This window comes from Leptolyngbya sp. GB1-A1 (genome assembly GCF_039962475.1).
In the GTDB taxonomy this organism is placed as follows: domain Bacteria; phylum Cyanobacteriota; class Cyanobacteriia; order Elainellales; family Elainellaceae; genus Leptolyngbya_A.
Window position 1 is genome coordinate 52,473 of the sequence record NZ_JAMPLI010000010.1, and the last position, 25,130, is coordinate 77,602.

25 protein-coding genes and 1 tRNA gene are annotated in these 25,130 nt (G+C 53.0%); 15 read left to right on the forward strand and 11 right to left on the reverse strand.

Going from position 1 to position 25,130, the window contains the following annotated elements; genetic code table 11:
* Nucleotides 1-34: 34 nt before the first annotated feature.
* On the reverse strand, nucleotides 35-1,066 hold the full coding sequence (locus NDI45_RS12500; protein ID WP_348247519.1) for an OmpA family protein: 1,032 nt from the start codon (nucleotides 1,064-1,066) through the stop codon (nucleotides 35-37).
* Nucleotides 1,067-1,391: 325 nt separating this feature from the next.
* Here NDI45_RS12500 and NDI45_RS12505 point away from each other — a divergent pair, with 325 nt between their 5' ends.
* The gene (locus NDI45_RS12505; RefSeq protein WP_348247520.1) at nucleotides 1,392-2,345 is read left to right on the forward strand and encodes a hypothetical protein; all 954 of its coding nucleotides are present in this window, start codon (nucleotides 1,392-1,394) and stop codon (nucleotides 2,343-2,345) included.
* A 36-nt stretch (nucleotides 2,346-2,381) separates the two neighbouring features.
* Here NDI45_RS12505 and NDI45_RS12510 read toward each other — a convergent pair whose 3' ends face one another.
* Together NDI45_RS12510 and NDI45_RS12515 are read right to left on the reverse strand one after the other, a co-directional pair.
* Complete coding sequence (locus NDI45_RS12510; RefSeq protein WP_348247521.1) at nucleotides 2,382-3,581, reverse strand: DUF4335 domain-containing protein; 1,200 nt, start codon at nucleotides 3,579-3,581, stop codon at nucleotides 2,382-2,384.
* Entirely contained in the window at nucleotides 3,578-4,183 is a 606-nt protein-coding gene (locus tag NDI45_RS12515) for a DUF3038 domain-containing protein (protein ID WP_190792824.1), read from the reverse strand. The genes NDI45_RS12510 and NDI45_RS12515 overlap by 4 nt, the downstream gene beginning before the upstream one ends.
* Nucleotides 4,184-4,542: 359 nt before the next feature.
* On the opposite strand from NDI45_RS12515, the gene NDI45_RS12520 reads away from it, so the two are divergent.
* Nucleotides 4,543-4,764 carry a ferredoxin-thioredoxin reductase variable chain gene (locus NDI45_RS12520; RefSeq protein WP_190792840.1) on the forward strand — a complete coding sequence of 74 codons (222 nt, stop codon included), beginning with the start codon at nucleotides 4,543-4,545 and terminating at the stop codon, nucleotides 4,762-4,764.
* Nucleotides 4,765-4,910: 146 nt separating this feature from the next.
* Here the strand turns inward: NDI45_RS12520 and NDI45_RS12525 are convergent, their stop codons facing one another.
* A complete protein-coding gene (locus NDI45_RS12525) occupies nucleotides 4,911-6,593 on the reverse strand; it encodes a DUF3370 domain-containing protein (RefSeq protein ID WP_190792825.1) in 1,683 nt (560 codons plus the stop codon).
* 834 nt (nucleotides 6,594-7,427) lie between these two features.
* Here NDI45_RS12525 and NDI45_RS12530 point away from each other — a divergent pair.
* The 4 genes from NDI45_RS12530 to NDI45_RS12545 all read left to right on the forward strand — a co-directional run bounded on the left by NDI45_RS12530 (nucleotide 7,428) and on the right by NDI45_RS12545 (nucleotide 10,544).
* Nucleotides 7,428-7,498, forward strand: a tRNA-Gly gene (locus NDI45_RS12530).
* A 20-nt stretch (nucleotides 7,499-7,518) separates the two neighbouring features.
* Nucleotides 7,519-7,773, forward strand: a complete 255-nt coding sequence (locus NDI45_RS12535; RefSeq protein WP_348247522.1) for a hypothetical protein — start codon at nucleotides 7,519-7,521, stop codon at nucleotides 7,771-7,773.
* Nucleotides 7,727-9,886, forward strand: coding sequence for a glycine--tRNA ligase subunit beta (glyS, locus tag NDI45_RS12540; RefSeq protein ID WP_190792826.1), 2,160 nt, complete (start codon nucleotides 7,727-7,729; stop codon nucleotides 9,884-9,886). The genes NDI45_RS12535 and glyS overlap by 47 nt, the downstream gene beginning before the upstream one ends.
* Nucleotides 9,887-10,034: 148 nt before the next feature.
* Nucleotides 10,035-10,544: a hypothetical protein gene (locus tag NDI45_RS12545; RefSeq protein WP_190792827.1), complete on the forward strand. Its 510-nt coding sequence runs from the start codon at nucleotides 10,035-10,037 to the stop codon at nucleotides 10,542-10,544.
* 2 nt (nucleotides 10,545-10,546) lie between these two features.
* Here NDI45_RS12545 and NDI45_RS12550 read toward each other — a convergent pair whose 3' ends face one another.
* A complete protein-coding gene (locus NDI45_RS12550) occupies nucleotides 10,547-12,352 on the reverse strand; it encodes a penicillin-binding protein 1A (RefSeq protein ID WP_190792841.1) in 1,806 nt (601 codons plus the stop codon).
* Between the two features lie 315 nt (nucleotides 12,353-12,667).
* Here NDI45_RS12550 and tyrS point away from each other — a divergent pair, with 315 nt between their 5' ends.
* The 3 genes from tyrS to NDI45_RS12565 are packed head-to-tail and all read left to right on the forward strand — an operon-like array spanning nucleotide 12,668 to nucleotide 15,292.
* Nucleotides 12,668-13,900 (forward strand): tyrosine--tRNA ligase, encoded by a 1,233-nt coding sequence (gene tyrS, locus NDI45_RS12555; protein ID WP_348247523.1) that lies wholly within the window; start codon nucleotides 12,668-12,670, stop codon nucleotides 13,898-13,900.
* An 11-nt stretch (nucleotides 13,901-13,911) separates the two neighbouring features.
* On the forward strand, nucleotides 13,912-14,631 hold the full coding sequence (gene pyrF / locus NDI45_RS12560; RefSeq protein WP_190792829.1) for an orotidine-5'-phosphate decarboxylase: 720 nt from the start codon (nucleotides 13,912-13,914) through the stop codon (nucleotides 14,629-14,631).
* Between the two features lie 13 nt (nucleotides 14,632-14,644).
* On the forward strand, nucleotides 14,645-15,292 hold the full coding sequence (locus NDI45_RS12565; RefSeq protein ID WP_199296651.1) for a hypothetical protein: 648 nt from the start codon (nucleotides 14,645-14,647) through the stop codon (nucleotides 15,290-15,292).
* Nucleotides 15,293-15,424: 132 nt separating this feature from the next.
* Here NDI45_RS12565 and NDI45_RS12570 read toward each other — a convergent pair whose 3' ends face one another.
* From NDI45_RS12570 to NDI45_RS12585, 4 genes are all read right to left on the reverse strand, one after another.
* Entirely contained in the window at nucleotides 15,425-15,754 is a 330-nt protein-coding gene (locus tag NDI45_RS12570) for a hypothetical protein (protein ID WP_348247524.1), read from the reverse strand.
* A 464-nt stretch (nucleotides 15,755-16,218) separates the two neighbouring features.
* Nucleotides 16,219-16,932 (reverse strand): uracil-DNA glycosylase, encoded by a 714-nt coding sequence (locus NDI45_RS12575; protein ID WP_190792830.1) that lies wholly within the window; start codon nucleotides 16,930-16,932, stop codon nucleotides 16,219-16,221.
* Nucleotides 16,933-17,509: 577 nt separating this feature from the next.
* Nucleotides 17,510-18,100, reverse strand: coding sequence for a DUF1499 domain-containing protein (locus NDI45_RS12580; RefSeq protein ID WP_348247525.1), 591 nt, complete (start codon nucleotides 18,098-18,100; stop codon nucleotides 17,510-17,512).
* 92 nt (nucleotides 18,101-18,192) lie between these two features.
* Nucleotides 18,193-18,567, reverse strand: a complete 375-nt coding sequence (locus NDI45_RS12585; RefSeq protein ID WP_348247526.1) for a VOC family protein — start codon at nucleotides 18,565-18,567, stop codon at nucleotides 18,193-18,195.
* Between the two features lie 208 nt (nucleotides 18,568-18,775).
* Between NDI45_RS12585 and NDI45_RS12590 the strand changes: the two genes are divergently transcribed.
* Nucleotides 18,776-19,942 (forward strand): pyridoxal phosphate-dependent aminotransferase, encoded by a 1,167-nt coding sequence (locus tag NDI45_RS12590; RefSeq protein ID WP_348247527.1) that lies wholly within the window; start codon nucleotides 18,776-18,778, stop codon nucleotides 19,940-19,942.
* A gap of 8 nt (nucleotides 19,943-19,950) precedes the next feature.
* Here NDI45_RS12590 and rsmD read toward each other — a convergent pair whose 3' ends face one another.
* Together rsmD and hisH are read right to left on the reverse strand one after the other, a co-directional pair.
* Nucleotides 19,951-20,496 carry a 16S rRNA (guanine(966)-N(2))-methyltransferase RsmD gene (gene rsmD / locus NDI45_RS12595; RefSeq protein ID WP_348247528.1) on the reverse strand — a complete coding sequence of 182 codons (546 nt, stop codon included), beginning with the start codon at nucleotides 20,494-20,496 and terminating at the stop codon, nucleotides 19,951-19,953.
* A gap of 5 nt (nucleotides 20,497-20,501) precedes the next feature.
* The gene (hisH, locus tag NDI45_RS12600; protein ID WP_190792834.1) at nucleotides 20,502-21,176 is read right to left on the reverse strand and encodes an imidazole glycerol phosphate synthase subunit HisH; all 675 of its coding nucleotides are present in this window, start codon (nucleotides 21,174-21,176) and stop codon (nucleotides 20,502-20,504) included.
* Between the two features lie 269 nt (nucleotides 21,177-21,445).
* On the opposite strand from hisH, the gene NDI45_RS12605 reads away from it, so the two are divergent.
* From NDI45_RS12605 to NDI45_RS12625, 5 genes are all read left to right on the forward strand, one after another.
* Entirely contained in the window at nucleotides 21,446-22,015 is a 570-nt protein-coding gene (locus tag NDI45_RS12605; RefSeq protein WP_190792835.1) for a peptidase C15, read from the forward strand.
* Nucleotides 22,016-22,209: 194 nt separating this feature from the next.
* Complete coding sequence (locus tag NDI45_RS12610; RefSeq protein ID WP_348247529.1) at nucleotides 22,210-23,583, forward strand: SGNH/GDSL hydrolase family protein; 1,374 nt, start codon at nucleotides 22,210-22,212, stop codon at nucleotides 23,581-23,583.
* A gap of 121 nt (nucleotides 23,584-23,704) precedes the next feature.
* Nucleotides 23,705-24,121 (forward strand): fasciclin domain-containing protein, encoded by a 417-nt coding sequence (locus tag NDI45_RS12615; RefSeq protein ID WP_190791670.1) that lies wholly within the window; start codon nucleotides 23,705-23,707, stop codon nucleotides 24,119-24,121.
* Nucleotides 24,122-24,358: 237 nt separating this feature from the next.
* Nucleotides 24,359-24,682: a hypothetical protein gene (locus tag NDI45_RS12620; protein ID WP_190791671.1), complete on the forward strand. Its 324-nt coding sequence runs from the start codon at nucleotides 24,359-24,361 to the stop codon at nucleotides 24,680-24,682.
* Nucleotides 24,683-24,987: 305 nt separating this feature from the next.
* Nucleotides 24,988-25,128, forward strand: a complete 141-nt coding sequence (locus NDI45_RS12625) for a hypothetical protein (protein ID WP_348247530.1) — start codon at nucleotides 24,988-24,990, stop codon at nucleotides 25,126-25,128.
* The last annotated feature ends 2 nt before the right edge of the window (nucleotides 25,129-25,130 follow it).

The window sequence follows — 25,130 nt, forward strand, 5'->3', positions numbered from 1 at the left end:
CCGAACTTCTAATGGGATAGACTTCGGGTTTGATTTATTTTGGCTCGATAATAATTTCAATTCGGCGATTGCGCTGGCGATTGATTGGCGTATCGTTGGCTGAAATCGGGCGACTGTGCCCATAGCCTTCGACCAGCCAGTGATAGCCCTCCTTGAGCTGACCTCCCAGATACTGCTCGATCGCCTTTGCCTGTTGAAACGATCGCTCTCGATCGGCAGCTTCGGTGCTTTGAGCATCCAGATGGGCAGTCACGCGAATCGTCGCGCCTGAATACTGCTTAAGGTCACTGACAATGCTGTTTAAAATCGCATCGGTTCCCGGCTTCAGCGTCGTCTGGTCTGACTCAAATAAAGCATCACTGGGCAGCGTCACCATTAGCCGATCGTCCTGAGACACCGTACTGGTTGCTGCCGGAGGAACAGCTGTTGCTGGATTGGGGCTGGCAGTCGAACGGGAAACACCCGGATTAAGCTGCTGCTGAATTGCCTGAAGCCGGGCGGTAATATCGCTGCTGCGATTCGGCGTTCCCAGGCGATTTTCAATTGTAGTGGCGCGATCGCTAATCCGGTCTAGCTCCTGCTCAAGCTTGGTGAGTTCGGTTTGCAGCTTTTGACGATCGGCATTGGCCAGGGGCAGTGCAGCCGCATCGGTTACGGTGGTTGTTGCAGGAGCAGGACTCGCGGCAGGCGAATTGCCAGCGACGATCGAGGTATCAGGCGAAGCAGTCTTGCCCTGCCAGGTCTGGGGCAATCGCTCAATCTGTCTCAGCAGGGTCTCCGAGCTATTCAGCAACCGCTCGACAAAGGGCATTTCCTGCGTTTGAGCCGGATAAAAATGAGCGATCGCCACGCCTGCAATCACCGCAAAGCTCCCGCCTGTGCCCAGCAGCATCAGCCGAAATAGCCAAACCAGGGCTGACCCGCGCTTACGAGGTTTCGCGACGACTGTTTTTGCTGGCGGGTCAAGCAGTGCTGCCTGCGGGGGAATTGGCTCATTGACCCCGGTCGAACTGCTTTGCACTGGCTCTGCGGTGTTAGAGGGAGAAGTCGAGGGGGATTGCGTCATACACACCTCATGCACGTCCTTACATTCCTGATGATGCTAACTCAATTGGTCACAAAGTCCAGCATTTTGCGGCAGTTTTTTCTTCCCGATCAGGACTCGCGCTAAAAATAAACTTTCCGGGAATAATACCTGTAATCGAGGTGAAATGAATCATCGCTGAGGATTGAGCAGCCCGTAGCAAAGCTGTATTTCGCAACATTAAGGCAAGTTGAAAGATTTTCTAAGCAAACCATCCTGAACGGTAATCCCTTGCTATACATGGAAGTAGAAAGCTTTTGCTGTTTGGGCGCACTGTTTCAATTACCGTCGTCCAGAGGCTACTTCTATGGTTTCACGGCTTCCTACGGGATCGGCGCAATGCCCGTCCCGGCTGTGTTTGTCAGTACTTTTGCTATCGTGTGCCGTGTGGGGTGCAGGTTCGCGCTGGGCTTTATCTCGCTCAGTTTTTGACTCGATTTCGACTTCTACCTCGACTTCTGCTTCGATTTCCACGGTTGGTTTCACAACTGACCAATCGGGAAATCACGCTCCGCTTTTTACCGATACTTCTGTTCCCCAGTCTGACCATCCTCCTCACACCGATAATTCCATGACCCCTGTGCAGCTTGACCCGCTCGATAGTCCTTATCCGGTTCCCTGGAGCTGGATTATGGCAGTGCTGACCGAAGCAAAAGCAGACGCAACGCCGCGATTTCGCTACTACCGCAGTCCTTCCCTGATTTCGCCCGACGGAGAGTACGCCGCTTACAGCCGGATTCAGGTGGAACTGGGAACGCACTTCACTCAGAGCCGAGTGGCAAGCGTTCTGTTCCTTGAGAATTTGAAAACGGGTGATCTGCACACAATTACCGCTTCTTCCCCGTTTGCCGATAACCCATTTATGGCAGAAGCTGAGCCAGAAGAGGCAGGGCGCATTGCCATTCTGATTCCGGTTGCCTGGTCTGAGTCGGGCGATCGCGTGCTTGCCCGTGAGTTTGAGTCGATTTTTGGCAGCGATATTGCGTCTGATTTTGCCGTTGTCTGGCATCGATCGTCTAACCTGACCCGCACGATCGCCCCAACCCAGGTAGACTACAGCAATGCCGTGCTGCTGGGCTGGAGCCAGACTGATCCTAATCAGGTGCTCTTTCGAGCAGGCAATTTGGGCGATCCCGAATGGTTGCTCTATGCGGTCGATGCAAGCGGTCAAACCCGCCAGATGGCTCAAGATCAGCCGATCGTGTTCGGGCAAACGGTCAACAGCATTTGGGCAGGACCACAGGCGTACGTTCATCCTTGATTCTGCTCTAGATTCTGCCCCTGCTCAAATATCCGATCAGGGCGAGGGCGAAGGTGAGGGTAAGACTTCTGCCTGTCCATTCCACGGGCTTACCTCCAGCACACCATCCGGTTGAAACACCACGCGAAACTGAGCCAGCGGTTCCTGGCTGTTTGCCTCGTTGGGGGGATAGCGTAGATCGACCAGGGGCGTTTCGTTAACAAAGTTGAGTGCAGGGTCATTGGCAAACCTAAAGCCCAGCACTTCTCCTGACGGGGAAACCCCGACCCGGTAAATTAACGCTTCTTTGAAAGTTGGCTCAGTTCTCCAGGCGCGATCGAGGCGATCGTACAGGGCAACTTGCAGCCGCTCAAGCTCGATTGGCTCTGTAATCTCAGGTCGGTTTGTGAGAATGGCAGCTGCCGCTGGATTGGTTGCTGCATTTGCAGATTCCGTAGCGGCTCCGGCACTGGCGTTTGCGGCAGGCGACTCAACAGGAGAAGCGATCGGCGAAGATTCGGTCGGGCTGTTAGTTGCCTCAGGCGAAGGCGACTCGGTTGGGGCAGGGGAACTGCCGGGAGAAGGGCTGGCAGCAGGCGAGGCTCCGGGCTGCGTTTGGCTGGTGGCGTTCGGCACAGGCTCCGGTCGGCGCACTTCGGGAATTGGCACAAAGAACAGCGCGGCGGCAGCAGCAGCCAGTCCCGCAATCCCTAGCAAGGCAGGCACGGTTTGCTGAGTCGCAGGTTTTTGCACCGCAGCCTGTCGTTTCGGGAGCGGCGATAGATTCAGCGTCAGATCGGGCAGCGTTTGACCATCTGCTAGCATTTGGTCGATCGCCTCAACCAGATCAAAAAACTGAGTGGTGGTCAGGTCAAACTGGGCAGCCGTGGGATTGACGGGGCTATCAACGTGAACTTCCTGCGGCTGAACCAAAAGGCGATGCAGCGTAGGACTGACCTGGGCAATTTGAACTGACGATCCGCCGCGCTGCCCAACTCCTGCCGCATTGCTAGCAAGCTTAGATCGATGGGGAATGCCGCTGAGGTAGGTTTGGGCATAGTCGCTCACGGTGGTTATGAGCTGGTTGAGCAAATCTCGCCCGCCGGACAACGGCTTTTCCTGTCCTGCCAGATAGCACTGAAAGCCTGTAACCATCGATAGCAAAGAATGAGCCATACCGCCGCTAGCAGCCGGATCGCCTACCCCTTGCAGAACTAGGGTGCAATTCGGCAAACTATATTGCCGTTGAATCGTCATGACACTTCTCCATCAAACAAGCTGCTCCAGAGCCGCTGGCTTCCTGCCGTGCCTGTACAAAACAGGAGCTGACCCAGCAGGGTAAGTGCCAGTTCGTTGAGCTTTTCATCAGAGCTGTAGGCCGTGACCGCCGATCGTTTTGGGTTCATCCGCGATCGAAAATGGGCGCGAAACCGCTCCAGGTAATTCGATAAGCGCAAATGGTGGTCGGGAGTAAACTGTTTTTCGACCATTTGCTCGTAGGCAAACATAAGCTGCCGCACTAGCACCGTGAGCCGACGGGCAAGATGGCAGGTAATCACGACTAATGCTTTGCCCTCGGTAAGGCTGAGCGGACGACGCTGACTGTTTCGTCGGAGCGGGTTTGTTGCTCGCAGTTTCCACAGTGCCACGCGGTTCGGAATCACGTCGCTTAGCTCCAGCTGTCGGGCAGCCGCTAAAATTGCTTCGGAACCGCCTAGATCCAGAGCTTCGATCGCCAGCAGCAGCAAATCAATATCTTGACGAGTCCGACGCGGACAAACTCCTTCCGGCACATTGGGGTCAGGGAGGAGTGATAAAACTGCCGGAACTGATGGGGTGGGTGGACTACTTGCTTGCATTACCCTCAAAAAGAAAAATCAGCAGAGATTCTAGCAAACCATACTTTACCCGGGTAGATTTGCCCAGAGTAGATTGCTCAGTTGGATTTGCCCAGTATGGAGCAAAACTAGGGTGAAGCAAAATGGTGTAGCACAATTGCGGGAGTCTGCCCAGTCCATTATCCTAGCATCTCCGTATCCGCAGGTTACACTTCATTCGGTCAAGTTTGCTGTATAGCAGACGGGGCAACCGACTTTATAGTGCCCTTAATTACCAGGATCAACCTATGCAAAGATAGGAAAGTGATTTGAACGCAAATCAAACTGTGCCGCTTCGGGTGCAGGATGCAGTTGCGAGGTTATTTTTTGAGACGTTGTTTATGAAAGTTGGCGATCGTGTACGAGTCAAAGAATCAGTTGTGGTTTACAACAATCCCACTCACCGTAACCAAGCGTTTGACATTCAGGGCATGGAAGGAGAGATAATGGCACTCGCTAACGAATGGCATGGCAAGCCGATCAGCGCAAACTATCCGCTTCTGGTTAGGTTTGACAATAAATTTAAGGTGCACCTGCGCGAAAACGAGCTGGAGCTAGTTTAGATAAACGACAGCCATCTTTAGTACGTTTGTGGTTTGTTTGCGATCGGGTGGTTCGCGAACTGCTGTTGAGGAATTCATCCAGAGGAATTCATCCACCCGATAAGCCCCTCGCACAAGGCTCAACCACCCTCTAGCTCAACCACTCTCTAAGGAGTCGTAGACGGGGCGGCATCAGCAACACTGCGATTCTCGATCGTTCTTACCGTAACGACTTGTGGAGGCGTTGCGTCAGGCGGATAAATAAATTGCAGCTCAACTTGTCGCCTTGCCCCGCGTGGCACTGTCATTCGGATGAGCGGCTGCCCTTCCTGTCCGCGTCGCTGCACAAGGTGCATATAGCGAGTCTGGGGAATGCCAAAGTCGTTAATGAAGCGAATCCGCACCGTCCCCCGGAAAAAGATCTGATCATAGGGCGGATTGCGGAACCGTAACCCATCGCGCTGTCGCTCGTCCTGCATCGGAGTTTGCATCATCACGGCAACTTGCTGTGTCGTGTCGGTATTGTTTTGCAGCGGCAGCGTCACGTTGTACTGCACGCCATAGTTGCCATGGGCCCGATAAGCCGTGTCCGGGTAGCGTACCAGCATCGGGGCACTTTGAATCTGCCCTGTGCCAAACGTATTGCGATCGACCGTGCTGAGGACATAGGAAAAAGCCCGTCCCGGCTGCGGAATGCTGAGATAGTCTACCGAGGAGTTATCAGTCGCTGTTGCAGTCCACTGCGTCCCCTGCGAAACACCTGCCACTCGGCCGTAGAAGAATCGTGTAAACGATCGGCTATTGGGCGGCGTCGGAATTCGATCACGCGGACCCGCAAACGTTCCGTTCCTCAGCAAATTTTCCCATTCCACCTGAGTCGGAACTCGTTCTACCCCTCTTGTAATTTGGGGTGCGTACATCGCAAGGCTGGCGACATAAACAGGTCCATTGCTGTTTAACTGCATCAGAATCGTTCGACCATTGCTAGGGAGCGGACGATTATCTCGCACAGGCGGACGACTGACCGCGGCCGCGTTGTTTGTGCTGATACCGGTCGCCAGCGGACGCGCTACCGGATTGCCTTCTGGATCGGTCTGCGCTTCTTCGGATGCAGCGGGAGGGGCGGGTAAGCCGGGAATAATGTAGCCAGGGGGCAGTGTGCCGTTGGTTGCCACGGTTAATCGCCGCAGCGGAATCGGCACGTTTGCCAGAAGATAGGTTCCCCCAGGCGGAATGGTAATTTGAGTGGGCCAGTGCGTCTGTCTCTGCCCTCGCAGCACATCGTTGGTGGTGCGGCTACCTGGTCCTGCAAAGACGGTTCCCATCGGGTTCGCCACATAAGCGGGCAAGTCGAGGAAAGGAGCCTCCTGACTCAGGTAGCTAGCTCCCTGCCCAATCTCAATTTTGACGGGCTGCCTGCTGGGATTGGCGATCAGAATTCCCACATAAAGGGTTCGCACGTCGTCAGGCGTGGTGCCCCTGGCAATGTGATGGGCAAAGATATCAAATCGCCCCTGAAATGGATAGTTCAGGTGGGCGGCTGGACTTCTCATCCCCGTGGGAGAAAAGGTCGAAAGCAAAATCCCCTCAGTTTGAATCAGCTCTGGACTATTGCTGTTAAATACAGGGGTGTCATCAAGCTGCCCTGGAAGTGGACGGACTTCCTGCCCCTGCACAATCTCGATCGGACCTTCGATCGGACGAGGATTCAGCGGCAGCTGGGGAATGGTTGGAGGCGGTTGAATGGGGGCGGCAGGGGATCTTCTAATTTCAGTGGGGGGAATAACAGGAACCCCAGGACGAGGGGCAATAATTTGCGCGAGGGAAAGAGCGGAGAGGACTGTTAGCATGAGCGAACCGAACAGATGCCGATAGCAACAAACCAAAAAGCAAGGATACACAAACCAGTCATTGCCTGGTCAACATCCTTTATCAGGCGTTAATGTGCCCTTTTTGGAGCAATATAATTCAGTAAAAAATTCTGTTATCTCGTTCTTGTAATCTCTTAAGGAGAAGCAGTAAAGACAGGACTGCACACCAACTCAATCAGGAACACTGGCTGAACCGCAGGAAAAAACAGACAGATGCGATCGTTCCAGACTGCAAATCTGCCAGATTGAAGAATTTTAGAAACAATGCTTCTCACCATATCATCAAGTGCATCATTACTCTGCTGGAGAAGTTAAGGCTCTACCTGGAGCAGTGAAGGGGTGCGCGATCGAATCGGCATCCAAAAACTAGGAGAAACAGCCAAAAATCATCAAGGCATATTCCTCTGCTTCATAAAATCCTGGATCGATGACCAACCACAAGCCAATGCTCAGCCCAGAGTGACTGGCAAAAGACCCTACTGAGACTATAAAAGTTTTTCCAGGGTTGCCCCTGCTTATCCGCAAGCTTTACAAAATCTTTGTAGTGGAAAACCAGTCATTCGAAAAAGCTTTATCCAAAACCGCGCAGAAAAGAGTTGCAAAAATGCAGCAGGTTGTTTAAGATTGGAAATCGTGCGATACAGACTGTTTTCAAGTCTTGCTTTCCTGATATTGCGGGTCTTCCTGCAATTGATGAAACGGTGATCGCACGTGACTTTACGAATGCAGAGTTTCAAATCAAGTCTTTAATCGACTTTGATTCGGCATTTAGGCTCTGATCAAGATTTGAACGTAAGCCTTGAAAAGGCTCCTGCGGGCATAGTTTAGTGGTAAAACCATAGCCTTCCAAGCTATTGATCCGGGTTCGATTCCCGGTGCCCGCTTCTAAAAGTTCAGGTTAGGGTTGATTCAAGTCAAATTTGGATCGATCGCTTCAATCTCAGGTCAATATCAAAAGATTGCTTTGCCCACTTCTGCCCTGGGGCGATCGGGGCTATTTTACTTTGCTCTGCCGAATTACTGCGCTACGGCAAGGTTCAAGTGGACAGAGCAGGTTAAACTAGAAAAATTGGCTTTTAGGCTGACCGTGTCTGTTTGGGCGAGTGGGAGCTATGACATCGTTTTTGTTGGAAGTTGGAACCGAGGAATTACCCGCTAGTTTTGTGAACGACGCGCTGACTCAGTGGCGATCGATCGTTCCCGCAAGCCTGACGGAAGTGTTTTTGGGGTTCGATGCCGTTGAAGTTTACGCGACACCGCGCCGTTTGGCGGTTCTGGTGAAAGGACTGCCCGCCCAGCAACCCGACCGCGAAGAAGAAATTAAGGGTCCGGCGGCTCAGGTAGCTTTTAAAGACGGCAAGCCCACCAAGGCGGCTGAGGGATTTGCGCGATCGCGGGGGGTGGATCTGTCTGCACTAGAAATTCGATCGACCGACAAAGGCGAGTTTGTGTTTGTGCAGCAAAAGATCGCGGGTCGTCCAACCGCCGAGGTGCTGACCGAACTCGTGCCGCAATGGATTTCTGGGTTAGAAGGCAAGCGGTTTATGCGCTGGGGCGATGGCGATTTGCGCTTTCCTCGTCCAATTCGCTGGCTGGTTGCCTTGTTGAACGATGCCGTTTTGCCGCTTACGCTCGTAAATGGCTCCGAAACTTACACAAGCGATCGAATTTCTCAGGGGCATCGGGTGCTGCATCCTGAGCCCATTAGCCTTAGTCAGGCAGAATCGTATGTGTCTAGCTTGCGAGATGCTTTTGTCGAGGTAGACTCGACGCAGCGTGAAATCAAAATTCAGGATCAGGCACAGGCGGTGGCTCAGTCCGTGGGAGGGTATGCCTCGATCGATCCAGGTCTGCTGGAAGAAGTGCGCGATCTAGTGGAGTATCCCACTGCAGTGGTCGGCAAATTTGACGCAGCATTTCTAGAGCTTCCGGCAGAAGTTATCGTAACCGAGATGGAAAGCCATCAGCGATATTTCCCGGTGCTGAAGTCTGAGGAATCGTCTGATTTGCTGCCCTACTTTATTACGATTTCCAATGGCGACCCGCAAAAAGCAGATATTATCGCTGCCGGAAATGGGCGCGTGATTCGGGCAAGGCTCTCGGACGGCAAATATTTCTTTGATGTCGATCGCAAACAGCCTCTAGAAGCCTATCTGCCCCGGTTAGAAACCGTCACTTTTCAGGAACAGCTTGGTTCGGTGCGCCAGAAGGTCGATCGAATTGTGCAAATTGCCGCTGCCATTGCCGATCAGCTTGGAGTGAGCGAATCCGATCGGGCGAGTGTTCAACGGGCTGCCCTGCTGTGCAAAGCTGATCTGGTGACGCAAATGGTGGGTGAGTTCCCTGAATTGCAGGGGGTGATGGGCGAAAAATATGCCTTGGTCAGCGGAGAGCCGATTGCTGTTGCGAAGGCAATTTACGAGCATTACCTGCCGCGCAGTGCAGCCGATCGCCTGCCGATATCGCTGCTGGGTCAAGTCGTGGGGCTGGCAGACCGAATGGATACGCTGGTAAGCATTTTTAGCATCGGGCAAATTCCAACAGGTTCTGCTGATCCATTTGCGTTGCGGCGGGCTGCCACCGCGATCGTAAATATTATCTGGGCGGCAAACCTATCGATCGATCTCGATCGCCTGATTGGGCAGGTCATCCATCTCCTCAAAACCGCTCTGCCTAAAGGCATTGACCAGGCAGACAGCCTGCAAATTCAGCTCCGCAATTTCTTCTTACAGCGCATCCGCACTCTGTTAGAGGACGATCGCGCCATCGACTATGACCTGATTAATGCTGTGCTGGGCGAAAACGACCCCGAATATACCGACCGTGCCCTGCATGATTTGCTGGATTTACGCGATCGAGCGCAGTTCCTTCAGACGATTCGCCGAAACGGAATGCTCGATAAAATCTACGAAACGGTCAATCGGGCTTCTCGGCTGGCAGCGCAGGGCAACCTGGATACGCAGCAGCTCGATCCGCAATTGGTCATTCAGCCGGGGTTATTTCAGCAGCCTTCTGAGCAGGCATTCTACGACGCGCTGATGCAACTCTTGCCACAAACGACTGCTGCCCGTGATCGCCGCGATTATCAAAAGCTGGTGGAGGCTCTCGGTCAGAGTGCGCCTGTGGTCAGCAATTTCTTTGACGGTTCGCAGAGCGTGCTGGTGATGGACGAAAATCTCGACATTCGCAAAAACCGTTTGAATCTGCTGGGGCTGCTGCGAAACCATGCCCGCGTTCTGGCAGATTTTGGAGCGATTGTGAAAGCAGGCTAAAGGCTAAAACTGCGAGCGGGTACGGGTTTTACGGTACGGTCAGCGATTGACTAAAGCAGCACAAGTGACACACCTCCGTCACAAAATTTGTTCATAATAAAAGAACATTGCTTGCGATCGTCTTTTGCTCCGGTCGCTCCATCCCACTATGGTTTCAACCCGTTCCCTGAATCACGCTGGGTTTGCTGTTTCGCTGCTGGCAGCCACCCTCTTTGGAAGTTTGTTTGCAAATCCGGCTGATCACGCCGCCCATGCTACCCAACCTGTGCTTCTCACGTCTGCCGAGGTTCGCTTGAATCGTGCGGGAGAACCCGTCGGGGTGAATCGAGAAGCTGTCCTCGCGCTGGCTTTGGCTGGAAGCATTGCCACAGGCGTGGGCCTAAGTGCCATTCACCGACAGATGCACCCCAACTGGGCAGAAGAGCATCTAGAGCCGCGTAGCCGGAGAAATCGTGGGGCTGTGAATTATTCTTCGGGCACCCAGTTTCACACTGCCAGTCCCCGGCTTCAGCAAAGGCTGGTTCGCCTGCTGCATGACGATCGCGCTGCGGCCTCCCGGCTCGTGGCTCAGGCACAGATTCGCTATCCTGGTCAATCTCCAAACTGGTACGTTGAAAAAGTGATTTATGACCTGGAGCGCGATCGGGGCCGAGTGTAAGCCTACTGTGGACGAGTAAAGTTTGACATCGGCTTGAAGGTCTCGACAGGTACGCCTTCTAAAGCTCGGTTCATGAAATTGCGCCAGACCGGAGCCACCAGCGTTCCACCAGTTGCGCCAATCCCGATCGGGGTATAGTCATCGTTTCCGACCCAGATTGCCGTAGAGAGCTGAGGCACATAGCCCGCAAACCAGATGTCGCGCTCAGAGGAGGTGGTTCCTGTCTTGCCTGCTGCCGGGCGACCAATCCGAGCAGAGGTTGCCGTTCCGCTGCTGATCACGCTTTGCATCACGTCATTCAGCGCAGCAGTTGCCCAGGGGTCTAGCACAAGCTGAGGCTTGGGTGTGTTGTCCAGCAAGACTGCGCCCTGACTGTCGGTTACTTGAACGATCGTCGTTGTGGGAGATTGCCAGCCGCCGCTTGCAAACGTGGCATAAGCCCCTGCCATTTCGAGCGGAGTCAGATCGACCGAACCGAGCGGCAGCGATGTTACCGGATCCATCGGACTCTTGATTCCCAGCGTACGGCAAATCTCAATTACACGGTTAATCCCTACTGACTGACCCAGACGAATGGCGGGAATGTTACGCGAAACGGCGAGTGCCTGCCGAATCGAGATTGGTCCGTAGAAACTGCCGTCATAGTTTTGTGGTGAGTAGTAGCCATCGCCATCAGGATAGCTGACAGGCGTATCAGAAATTGTGGAATTGGGGTCGTATTGTCCGGCTGCAAAGGCAGCGTAGTAAACAAACGGCTTAAAGGCTGATCCGGGCTGACGGAGTGCCTGGGTGGCGCGGTTGAACTGGCTCTTGCTGTAGTCTATGCCGCCCACCATTGCTTTCACATAGTGGGTTCGCGGATCGACAGCAACCAGTGACATCTGATCGGCATAAACGCCTTGTCCCTGAATCGAAGCCATGCCCTGGCGCACGGTTTCCTCAGCGATGCGCTGAAGGTTCATGTCCACTGTGGTTTGAATCCGCATTCCGCCTTTAAGGACGGCATCTTTGCCAAAGCGATCGCTGAGTTCCTGCCCCACCGCATCGGTGATATAGGGAGCCTGACTGCCGCGAAATGCCGTAATTTGTCCGAGCTTAATTTGTTCTGCCTGCGCTGCCTTCATTTCTGCAGCGGTAATCCAGCCCAAGCCGCGCATTCGGTTTAGTACTGTTGCCTGCCGCTGCTTGGCAAGCTGCAAATCAACAAACGGGCTGTAGTCTTCGGGAGCCTGGATCAGCCCTGCCATCATTGCAGACTCTCCCAGGGTCAGCTCTGAGGCATGTTTGTTGAAATAGCTCATTGCTGCCGTTTCAACCCCATAGTTGTTGTGCCCCCAGTAAACCTGATTCAGATACATTTCGAGAATCTGGTCTTTGGTAAACACCTGCTCTAGCCGTAAAGCCAGCACTGCTTCTGCCACCTTACGGTTGATCGTGCGGCGCGGGTCGAGGAAGAGGTTTTTTACAAGCTGCATGGTGACGGTGGAGCCGCCTTCCACGGTTCGCCCTTCTTCCAGGTTGGCGAGAAAGGCACGGGCAACGCTGGGGGGATTAATGCCATGATGCGAGAAGTAATAGCTGTCTTCGATCGCCAGCACAGCCCGCTTCAGTTGGGGGGAAATTTTATCCAGGTCAACGACTTCCCGGTTGGCTTCGCCGTGCAGACTGGCAAGTAGCCCCCCCTTCATGTCGTAGATATAGCTGGTTTCAGAAGGCACATAGTTCCGCAGGACGCGTACATCTGGCAGGTTGCGAAAGCTCAACGCCAGCCCGACCAGTCCTCCCGCCACGACCGAACTGGAGAGCATCGTGAGCGCCAGCAGTGTCCCTGCACTGACTTGAGCAACTCCCTGAAGGTATTGCAGGACAGGAGAAGACTTGCCTGCTCGATGGGGCTTCTTCGCGCTTTTTCGCGGATTGACCGGGTTCGGTTTAGCGGTGTTGGAAGACACAGTCGTGTTATTTCCCTAGAATTTTGCAATTATAGTAGTCTGGTTGCCCATTTATAGCGTAGCGAGTGACCCTTCTGGCAGAGGCTAATGCTGGAAGTGTAACCAATCTTGTTTTATCTTGACCACGTCTTTCTTCCTGGAAGACTCTGTTTTCGTTAAATCTTGCCGCCTATGCCTGCTGAACACTCGATCGACTCCTCCAAATCCTCTTTTTCCTGGCTCTGGCGCGGCACAAGCGAAGTTTTCCCCAATCAGCCAGACTCCACCGATCCGAACGAAAATATTACCCAGCGCATTCTGCAAGCCGATCGCCCCTTACGAATCAAATTTGGCATCGACCCGACGGGCAGCGATATCCATTTGGGGCATAGTATTGTCTTCCGCAAATTGCGATCGTTTCAGGATGCCGGACACAAAGCCGTTTTGATTATCGGCGATTTTACTGCCCGGATTGGCGATCCGACGGGAAAATCGGAAGTCCGTAAGCAGCTTACGGCGGAACAGGTAGCTCAAAACGCCCAGACCTACCTCGACCAAGTGCGCCCCATTCTCGACTTTAGCCCGGAAAAGCTGGAAATTCGCTATAACTCCGAGTGGCTGTCCAAACTGCATTTGGACAAGATTCAGGATTTGCTGGCAACGATGACGGTAGGACAAATGCTGGCAAAAGAAGGCTTCGCCGAACGCTACGAAAAACAGACGCCGATCTACCTGCACGAGTTTCTCTATCCGCTGATGCAGGGATACGACTCGGTGGCAGTCGAAGCAGACGTGGAGCTGGGCGGAACCGATCAGAAATTTAACCTGGCGGTTGGGCGCGATTTGCAGCGTCATTTTGGGCAGCGTCCCCAGTTCGGTCTGCTGATGCCGATTTTGATTGGTATAGACGGGGTGCAGAAAATGTCGAAATCCCTGGGCAACTATGTGGGCTTGAACGAGTCGGCGCAGGAGATGTACAACAAGCTGCAAAAGGTTGCCGATAGTCAGCTCACGAACTACTACGAGCTGCTGACGAACCTGCCGCTGGATCAGCTTCCCGAACAGCCTCGCGATCGCCAGATTAACCTTGCTCTGGAAGTCGTGACCCAATACCATGGAGCGGAAGCTGCCCAGAACGCACAACAGGCGGCGAGTGCGGTTGCGGGCGGAAACGTTGCTGAAGCGGCGAATGCAGAGGAATTTTCGATCGCCTTGATGCAGTTTCCGGTCAAGCTGTTTTACCTGCTCAGTGCAACTAAACTCTGCAGCAGCAGCTCTGAAGCCCGCCGCCAGATTCAGGGCAAAGCAGTCAAGCTCGACGGACAGCCGATCGACAATGTGGATCTGACCTTCAACCAGCCGGAGGAACTGAACGGTAAGATTTTGCAGGTCGGCAAGCGCAAGTTTGTTCGTCTGGTCGCTTAGGGTCTGCCGCAATGCTTCATCTGTCTCCTGCCGATCGCATTATTGTTCCCCTGGATGTGCCCACCGAGAAAGAGGCTCTGGCTTTGGTCGATCGCCTGCCAAAGGTCACCTTCTGGAAAGTGGGTTTGGAACTGTTTGTCAGCACGGGCGGTACAGTGCTCCAGCAGCTCAAGGCTCGACAAAAGCGCATCTTCTTGGATTTGAAGTTTCACGATATTCCAAACACGATGGCAGGAGCCTGTCGATCGGCTGCTCAATATGGCGTTGATTTGCTCACGGTTCATGCTGCTGCCGGGGAAATTGCCCTCCAGAAGGCACAACAAGCCGCGATCGCGGGAGCCGAAGCTGCTGGGTGTTCGCCGCCGAATCTGATCGCGATTACGCTGCTGACCAGCATTACGCCACGGGCACTGGCATTCGAGCTAAAGATTCCGCTGGAGCTAAACGACTACGCGCTTCAGATGGCATTACTGGCAAAGGAAAGCGGTCTGGCGGGGGCAGTGTGTTCGCCCCAGGAGGCAAGCCAACTTCGATCGGTTTGCGGCGAAGACTTTCTACTGGTGACCCCGGGCGTTCGTCCGACTTGGGCAGAAGCCGGGGATCAAAAACGCTCGCTCACCCCCTCAGAGGCACTGAAAGCAGGAGCAAATTATCTAGTGATTGGTCGTCCGATTACGGCTGCCGATGATCCCGTTGCTGCTTTTGCGCGGATCTGCGAGGAATTGGGCTGAATTGATCAAGGAAATGAACGCAGACAACCGAATGCTGAAGCGATCGGGCTGGATTACTAAAGTGGTAGGGGCGATCGTGGGTTTGAGCAATGGAGTGCTTCAGTCCCCGATCGCGCTGGCTGCATCACGTCCACTTATGGCGATCGATCAAAGTGACGTGAGCGAAAGAATTGCAGCTTCCAGTTATATTCGTCCTCGTGCTACCTGCCCTACCCGCTTATCAGAACTCATTTCCCCAATGCTGCGGGATTTGCCCGGCTATGCCAATCGTGTCAGTCAACGGGCTGCCCTATCAGACGATCCAGCGGATAGTGCGACCTATGTGCTGCTTGCGGGTCGCGCTGAGTATGAGCCGTTGACTCAGGGACCGGGAGAATATTTGCCCGCGACCGAGAGCGACCTGCCACAGGTATTTTTCACGACGCTAGAACGACTGTACATTCACGATCGCCCCGTCAACCTGCAAGTCTTCCACTGGCTATTTCTCACGCAGACGCGGGTGGGCTGGCGATTAGTTCTAATGCAGTCTGCGATTGGTCATGCGCCTGATCCGGTAAACCCCGAACCTCCTACGCCGCCTCAAGATAGCAGTCAGGGGGTGATTGCTCAGGCAATTCGGCTATGGTTGAGGGATTGTGAAGCCGGAAGCGTTTATCCCTAGAAGGGAGTATTGAATCAGCGACAAAGCAAACCCCGATCGCGTTAGTGTGGCTTAAAACCACTTCAGCGATCGGGGCAACAGTGAGGCGCACCTAGCGTTTTTACTCAGTGATAGTTTTACTCAGTAACAATTTTACTCAGGGACAATCTCGGAAGGATTGTTAAACACGATCGCAAAATTATCGCGTTTTGCCTGGCTCAGCAGCCGCAAATGTGCCTCGGCATCGGGACGACGACGGAAGCGAGCCACCGTCATCGGAGCTTGCTCCGACAGGCGTACCACGCACCAGGGATTAAGGCGATCGCGGTAGGCAGAAGACTGAATTGGGGTGGCTTCAACGCTTGCAGCTTCAATCACAGTCGCAGGTGCAGCAGGGGCTAGAGGAGAAGTTACAGCAGGAACCGTGGCAGAAGAAAGGGTCGCAGCAGAATCAGCCGCCACGGGCGTTTCGGTGGGTGTCATAAAATCACATCCTGATTATGGAAAATACTGTGCTGTCGCGCTCCTAACGGCTCAGTTAGCAGGGCGATTCATCAAGAGCAAAATAGATTAAAGGCTACGATTGTAGTCCCTGTCAAGTCGCAGTTAAGTCATGGGGCGAGTCCGGCTCAAAACTAGAGAATAGATGCATTTCAAGGTTGGACGCTCAGGAAATGTTCTGATTGCCCAGAAGGAAAAACGGCTTCGCATCGCTAAGCATTCCCGATGCCACCATCAACCAATGCCAGTATCAAACAGTACGCCTAAGCAAACCGCTGAGCGATCGTAGATTCTACTGCCCTGCAAAAGCTGGCTCAGAGTTTTGGTGTGCTTCTTTTGGTGTGCTTATTAAGCGTTAGTGGAAGTCCCGGGAGCGAAAATGGCTCCCTGATTTGGCTATCGTTCCCGCAGGCTGCCTTACTCTATCAGGTTTCCTGGCGATCGGATTAACTCATTTCCTGTCGAATTTCGTCGAGCTTCGATCGCACGGTTTGAATATCTTGCCAGGTAAGCCACTTGGGGCTGCCCTTATCCCGGGAAGGGTTTCGCAGCAGGTACGCCGGATGCAGCATGGGCATACAGAGCCGATTGTCCCACTCAATCCACTGCCCGCGAATCTTGGTAATGCCGCGCTTGTCGCCCGTTATCCCCCGCACTGATGCCGCTCCCAACAGCAGAATAATCTTGGGGTCGATCATGCGAATCTGCTCCATCAAATACGGACGGCAGGCATCCATTTCCTGCACGGTTGGAGTTCGGTTGTCGGGAGGACGGCACTTGACGATATTGCTTACAAAGTAGTCGTCTTCGGTGATCTGCACCGATGCCAGAATTTTGTCCAGGAGCTGTCCTGCTTTTCCTACAAACGCCAGTCCGGTTTCATCCTCGGTTTGCCCCGGACCTTCTCCCACAATCAGGATCGGAGCCTTATCATTGCCTCGCCCCACGACTGCATGGGTTCGATTTTTGCCCAGTTCGCAGCGATGACACCGATTGCAGTGCTCTGAGATCTGCTCCATTGAGCGATAGATCCCAGATGGAATCGGAACTTTGACATCGGTGGGAATTAGATCAGGGTTAAAGTTAGCAGCCGGAGCCGAATCTGCGGCAGGAGCCATTCCCGCCAGGTTAAACAGATCCATTTGATCATCACTAGCCATGAGTCTTGCGTGGGGGTGCGCTCAGTCGGATAAGAATTTCTCTTTGCAAAGACTGTATCTTAAGGCATCTAAGGGCGATCGTCCAACTGCCAAAGGGGGAATTGGGAGGGGATGGCTGGAGATTGGCAGATAACGAGGGGGGAAATTTGGGAATACAAGGTTGCAAAGTTAGCCAACAAAAAACCGACAGTCCAAAAAGAAGCTGTCGGCAAGTCGTGTGTTCCCTGTTGATGACTCGGCTAGAGTTGAGTCTTCTACAGTATGCAGTTCTACAAGCGCGGGTAACAGGATCGTAATCATCCTTTGGTGTGATCTTCGTCACCGCGCGATCACCTTGTCTTCGGAGTGCAGTGAGGTTTCCATTAGAAAGGGCTTTGCCTAGAGCAGGTAGTCCTTCTTGAAGCAGAAGACAAGTAGGGCAAACGTGGGAAAATAAGGCAAATCCAAGGCAGCACGTTAACGGGCAGGAATAACCTGATGAAAGATAAAAATTACTCCTGGAAAGGCAGTCCGAATGCGGGGCGAGTATTGACGATTCTGGCGCTGGTCGCAGCCGCGGTGCTGGTACTTGCTGGATTTAGCTAGGAGAATTCGCTTCTAGCTGTGCAAACTTCGCCCGGATCGTTTCAATGCGCTTGCGATTAACGCCCAGGTCAGACTCGCCCAGACGAGAAGCAGAGCGCACATTAATCACCCTTGCTGCTGGGTCGATCGCAAATTCGACGTCATCCACAAAGCCCATCAGGGCACTGGTAAACTCAGCGTAAAGATAGCCGGGTGAATCAGCGATGATTTCGGTGCGATCGAGGGCTTGAATCACGTTCTTCAGCGTTGCCATTGCTTGGCTGGGGTTAGAGCGAACGGCGATCGGCTGAATAAAATGCTCCTGATCGGTGGGAGTAGTCTGGCTGTTAACGCAGTTTGGCGTGGCAGGGCAGGGGGTGAATTTACCCGATGCAGCGCCTAAATGGTCGGGACGCTGACCAGAAAAGTGAAAGAGCGGTTTTCCTGCCATTGCAATTTCATCTGGAAACAGTGTTGAGGCGATCGCAGGCGAAGACAGAGGACCCGGAAACAAGGTTTGAGCGGTCACATTTGCAGCGGCTCCTAACCAAAGCATCAGGGTCAGGAAAACGGCAAAGCAGAGAGACAATCCCGACGTAAGCATGAGAAAAAGTAAGCGAAAAGAACATTGGAAAGGCTCTCACTAACTTACTACTTGCGATCATTCAATGGCATCTGATTGGGCAAAAGCTTAGTTTATTGCAAAGATTCGTGCAAAATTAGCCGATTTCCGGCGGGGTCATAGGCATAAATTTCGCGCCCGTGGGAAGCAGTGGTGATTGTTCCGGGGGGTGGATATCCGATTGCGGTGAGTCGATCGATCGCCACTTCAAGCTGCGGCACTTCAAAACAAAGGCTCATACTGCCGCTGGATAGCGATTCAAATTCGGATTGGTGATTGGTTTTGGGCTGAAAAATACCAAGCCGCAGTCCGGCAAGCTGAAACTCGGCATAAACGCCCGGAAGCTCTAAGTCAGGAGGCTGTCCAAGCAGATTTTGATAGAAGGGGACAAGCCGGCCATCGCGATCGGCAAGGGCAACAAAAACGGTGTGGTACTGCAAGGACGGCATTCGCTAAAGAAAAAGAACCAGAATAAATATCTTAGGCTTAATAAATATAACGATGGCATGACATTCTGATACCTGCTTTTGCAATACAGTAGGGTGGATTGAATTACAGTGGAAAAGACCCGATCGCAAGTCGATGACCCGGTAGGGGAAACTGGCAACGCGCATCGCGGCGATTAACCTTCAGAGTTTTGTGAGTCTTGGGGTAAGCATGAAACTGGCAGCACGGATTGGGGATGTCACACCATCGCTGACGTTAGCGATCGATACCAAAGCAAAGGCAATGAAGCGGGAAGGCATCGACGTGCTGAGCTTCAGCGTAGGCGAACCCGATTTTGATACTCCAGCGCATATTCGAGCCGCCGCAGAAGCCGCCTTAAAGCAAGGTAAAACCCGCTATGGGGCAGTGGCAGGCGAACCGAGGCTCAGAGAAGCGATCGCTCACAAGCTTCAGCAAGATAATGCCTTGCCCTATCAGCCGGAAAATATCGTTGTGACGAATGGCGGCAAGCACTCGCTGTTTAACCTGCTGATGACGCTGATCGAACCGGGCGACGAGGTGATCATTCCTGCGCCTTACTGGGTCAGCTACCCCGAAATGGTGAAGCTAGCAGGCGGCACACCCGTGATCGTCTCCACCACGGTCGAAGGCGGCTTTAAGATCTCGCCAGAGCAGCTTCAGCAGGCAATCACGCCGCGCACCCGGATGTTTATCCTCAACTCGCCGTCTAACCCGACCGGAATGGTGTACGCTCCGGCAGAAGTGCGGGCGCTGGCGGCGATCGTGGCTCAGCATGATATTTGGGTGGTATCCGATGAAATCTATGAAAAGATTCTATACGACGGAGCGGAGCATCTCAGCATTGGCGCGGTGAGTCCCGAACTGTTTGAAAAAACGATCGTCAGCAGCGGCTTTGCCAAAACCTATGCGATGACTGGATGGCGAATTGGCTTTCTGGCAGCTCCCCTGCCGATCGTCAAAGCGGTTTCCACGCTTCAGGGACACAGCACTTCAAACGTTTGCACCTTTGCTCAGTATGGGGCGATCGCGGCTTACGAAGGCTCCCAGGACTGTGTGACCGAAATGGTGAATGCTTTTGCAGAGCGGCGCAAGGTGGTTTTAGATTATGTCAATGCCATTCCTGGCTTTGCCTGTCCGCCGCCCAACGGAGCATTTTATGTGTTTCCCAACATTGGCAAGCTGGGAGTGAAGTCGCTCGATTTCTGCGATGCGCTGCTAGAGAAAAAGCAGGTTGCTGCCGTGCCGGGAATTGCCTTTGGCGCAGATGACTGTATTCGCCTTTCTTATGCCGCCAGCCTGGATGCCATTCATGAGGGAATGCAGCGTCTCACCGATTTTGTGAATTCGCTGCTGTAGCTGATGTCCTACGCCTGCGATCGATAAAAGCTCACTGCCGTATTGCCGTAGACTTTTTGCCGGTCGCGCACCAGTGTGCCGATCGCTTCTGGCATTGCCCGGCTGGGATTGTGTTCGGCAGCTAGCTCTCCTGCTGGAGCAAGCAGATCATGCTGGTCGATCGCTTGCAGCACGGGCTCATACAAATTGCCGTCATAGGGCGGGTCAAAATAGATGCGATCGAACTGCTGTCCCTTGAGGGTGAGCAATCGCTGCACCACGTCGCCTTGGAGTAACTGAAAGGTCTGATCGGGTTTGGCGACCTGCTGCCAGTTTTGCCGAATCACCGCGCAAGCCCGACTCGACTGCTCGATGCCCACAACCGACGATGCACCGCGACAAAGAGCCTCTGCTGCCATTGCCCCACTGCCAGAGCAAAGATCCAGCCAGCGACAGCCAGCGATCGTGCCCTGCCAGATGTTAAATACTGCCTCTCGGACCCGTGCCGGAGTCGGACGAGTTGCCTGTCCCGGTAAGGTTTTGAGGAGACGATTGCCGTAGATCCGAAGCGACATGAACGCTAGCGAGAAACTGCTCCCACAGGCTGCTGCTGTTTCACAAAAGCAACAAAGTTCGAGAGAATTTGCAGTCCGGCAGAAGAGGATTTTTCTGGGTGGAACTGAACTGCCATCAAGTTTTGCTGGGCAATGGCTGCCGTCACCGTTTGGCTGCCGTGGGTAATGGTGGCTGCTGTGACAGAAGGATCGATTCCCTCAGAAAGGGAAGTGCTTCGCACTGGGTCAGCATAAAAAGAGTGAACGAAATACACCCAGGAATTCGGCAAATCTTTCCAGAGCGGCGACTGCGGCTGCGTCAACTGAAGCTGATTCCAGCCCATGTGGGGAATCGTCAGCCCGGGTTCTGGCTGAAATCGACGCACTACGCCGCGCACTGCGCCAATCCCCGGTTCTCGCCCTTCTTCACTGCCTTCCAGCAGAATTTGCAGCCCCAGACAAATTCCCAAAAATGGCTTGCCGCTGGCAATGATGTCGCGAATGGGTTGGATCAGGTCACGCGATCGAAGATGCTGAATGGCTGGATCAAACGCACCCACACCCGGCAGCACCACCCCATCTGCCCGCTCCAGGTCTTTCACTGAGTCTGTGATCAGAGGCGTTGCGCCTGCTCGCTCTAAGCCTTTGCAGGCAGAGTGCAGGTTGCCCATGTCGTAATCCACCACAGCGATGATCGTCATTGATCGTTCTCCATTGGGATGTTTTTAGTTATAGCAGGGAATGGGGGTGAGGGGTGGGAGATGAGGGGGGATGGGGAGATGAGGGGATGGGAGATGAGGTAGGATTTGTTGTGCGGGTTTGAGGATGTTCTGGGGGATTTTGAGCGTGAGGGCGGTTTGGTTTCACCAGGATTGGGGTCACGGAGGTGGTTTGAGTCAGGATTATTACTCTTTCAAACATCCGCTTTGGCTAGCTTCTGGTGATTTTTGAATAAGCGGTGCGAATTGCGATGGAAACTGCGTTGATTTTGACTTCTTTTGCGCCCTGGCGGAAGCATCAGCGATCGAATGCGTCGGATGATGTGCTGGTGGGTTTGCAGGAGCGGGGGTTGCCTGAGTCGGTATCACTGGTGCGGCAGTTACCTGTAAATTTGCCCGTGGCGAAAGAAATCACAATCGCTAAACTCAAGCAGCTTCAGCCTAAAATTTTGGTGTTGTGCGGCTTGGCGGAGTCTCGATCGCGGATTAGTTTAGAGCAGCAGGCGACGGTTCGGGGCAGGACGTATCAAACTTTGATTGATCTCAATTCTTTGGTGGAAGGGCTGTTGATTACAGAAATTAGTCAAGATGCAGGGCGGTATGTCTGCAATAGCCTGTATTATGCAATGTTGGATTACACCTTGAATGATTGGGATCAAGCTTCAGCCTGCGACTGTTTGTTTGTGCATATTCCTGTTGTAACCAAGGAAAGTCGATCGCAAATTTTAGCCGATATGAGTTCTATTCTCGATCGATTACTGGTTCGGGCTAGAGGAGTAGGTTTCAGTCAGTTTGCCAGCAGGGTTGAAAAGAATTCGTGAGATTAGGACGAAGACGAATGATTGTATTTAGTCTGGGTGCTGCCGAAGGGAGTTGTCCGAGAATTCAATATCAGCGTTCTCAATCGCAAGGTTGAATGATCGGAATCGAGGTTGAATGATTGGAATCGATCGCCCTTCAACCAACAGACCAAAAACAGACCAATGCAGTTCAGTTGTGAATGAGGATTGCTACTATGTTTCGCCGTTCCCCTCGTTATCGCCCCTGGAAACGCAAAACGCAGTCTCGCCCCTGGTGGCTCTATGTGCTGCTGATTCTCAGTTTGCCGATCGGCTTAGAGTTTTTGATGCGGGCGATCGTTGGGACAACGGGTGGTGCAACGCGGTGGTTTGGCGACGAATCCGCCTGGGCAAAGCAAGTGCAGGCGTACCAGCTTGGCTTTGCTGACCCGCGTGGACAAGCCTATGAGGATTTGCCCTATCAGGGAAACCTGCGTGCGCTGCGAAATCCGCTCATGAGCTACCAGCTTCAGCCCAATCAAAAAACTTCTTTTTGGACGATTAACGCTCAGGGATTTCGTGACCCCGATCCGGTTCCGCTTCAGAAGCCAGAAGGCGAGATGCGAATCTTTGTGCTGGGCGGCGGCATGGCATTTGGACAGCTTAGCTCCAACGATCAGGCAACCTTTACCCATCGGCTGGAAACGCTGCTCAACGATCGCGTTAAGGCACAGCGCGGTAAACCCAACCAGTTTCAGCCTACGGTTTTGCCTTACCGTGCTGATCAGGTCGAGCAGGTGCTTACCCGTCCTCCCCGGATTCAGGAACGCCAGTATCGCGTGATTAATGCGGCGGTTCCCGGCTACGCCTCCGGCAACGATCTGTCGATGCTGATGCAGCAGGTCGCGAACTACAATCCTGATTGGATCATTATCCTCAACAGCTACGAGGATCTGCTATTGCCCAGCGCTCAGGCAGGCGTTGACATTCCCGGGCTGGATGCCCTGCTGAAGGGCGATCGTGACCCAGTAGGAGCAAAAGCGAAAGAAACCGTTCAGGGCTGGTTGAATCAGCTTTATTTGGTGCAGGGAACACAGCGATTTGTGCTGCGATCGCCTTCAGAATCAACAACGCCTACAGCTCCGCTTAATCTGCTCTCGGCAACAGGGACGATTGATGCTAGCCTGCCCACCGATACCACCGAGCTGGATCAGCGAATTTCTCGCTACCGAAATCATCTCTTGCAAATGGTGCGCTGGACCACCGCCAGCAAAAAGCGGCTCCTGATCGGACTCCAGCCCGAAATCAGCACCCGTCAGCAAAGCGTCCTCACGCCCGAAGAAAAAGCCATCCTGACGGAACTGGGCGACAGCTACGCGAAGCGAGTCCAGACGGCTTACCCCAAACTTGTCGCTGCGGCTCAGCAGGTCACCAAAGGCACTGCCAACTCCACTGTGCTAGACCTGCATCAACTTTACGCTAACACCCCCGGGCAGGTTTTCCTCAGTCCCACCAGCGTTACCGATGAGGCAAATGCTGTGTTAGCAGAACGGTTTTTTAAGGCGATCGAGCAAAAGATGGCGATCGAGCCGAAGCCGTTTGGGTCGTAGGGGGTAGTTTAGGTCCGGCTATATTTTCTCCTCCCACAACACTGCCCTTTGAAGGATGTAGAGCTTCCTAATTCCATCTATCTCTTAGGAAGAGACCCTCTTTTGAGCAGGAGAATAATCCATGACCGCGATCCTTGAAACCGCAGCGCAGGCTGGCTCTTTTAGCCAACTCATGAATGCGTTTAAAACGGCTGATATTGAGCAAATGTTCCAGGGAGAAGGACCTTATACGATTCTGGCTCCCACTGACGAAGCCTTTGCAAAGCTGTCCGAAGAAACTGTGAACGATTTGATGCAGGATACCTACAAGCTGAAGCAGGTTTTGCTGTATCACGTTTTGTTTGGCGATGTGCGATCGGATGATCTGGCAGAAATTCACGAAGCACCCACGGCAGAAGGATCGATCGTGATTGTGGAGCAGAATGCAGACTGCATTAAGGTGAATGATGCTCAGGTAATACAAATGGATATTCTGACCGATAACGGAGTGATTCACGCGATCGATTCAGTGCTAATCCCGACAATTCTTGAGCCGTAATCGGTTACACCCTCATTCAGGGTAAAACGCCAGGATGAAATTCCACCTGGGAGAGAGAAGACGATCGATTGGATTTATCTCAAACGGGAGAATCGCTCGATTTCACGATCGCTGTACTCTTTTGAGGACTGATAAAAGGACATTGCCGAGCGAAATTAGCACCCTTATCTAAGAAGTGTTGTAAAAGCGGGTTGCTAGAAAAAGAGCAATACTGCGCTGAATTTAAGGAGAAAAGTCATGGAAGAAACAACGAATCAAAATCCGAACATGGGTGATCCGGCAGAAGCAGAACCCGGTCGAGGCGCACCTGGCGACCAGTGGGGCGTTCAAACCGCTCAGTCGATCGCGGTGAATGACCCTGAAGCGCGGATTCCCTCCAACGTCGATGTTGAGCAAAATATTCACCAGCTCGAAGAGTTTGCAAAGCAGGAAGGTGGCGAAGACGACCTTCACACGACCGACGGTTATGTGATCGACGAGTCCGGCAGAATTGATAACTTTGCGATCGAGCCGCCGATGTATATCGAAGAACACGGTGAAAAGATTTATCTTGACGAATAATTCTCTAACCCCTTTTGGGTTTGGAGGATTTTAGGACAATCCTCGATTAAAAACAAAAGATTGCAAATTTCGGCAGCAATTGGAGGCTTAGCTCATCCAGTTCTGCCGAATTTTTGATTGAACTAAAACTCTTTAAACCTTGCTCCGAGACCTCTCTCCGAATGATAATTCTCACGATCTAAATGCTTTTCAATCCCGTCTAATTTACCATTGAAAGGCGAAAAAATGCCTGATCTCGACTCTACTTATTTATTTAGGGGGCTGCATTATGGAGAGGTGATCAATTAACTCCATTCGATCGCGCAATGAGCGTTGACAAAATTACTGGCTTTGAGGTCAGTCGATCTCCGATTACACGCTATCGAAAGACCTTTACTGCCTTTCCAAATCGCCGGATTTGCTTCGAGTCGGTAGTGACGAAGAAAATGACGAAAAAAGCGGCTTAAAC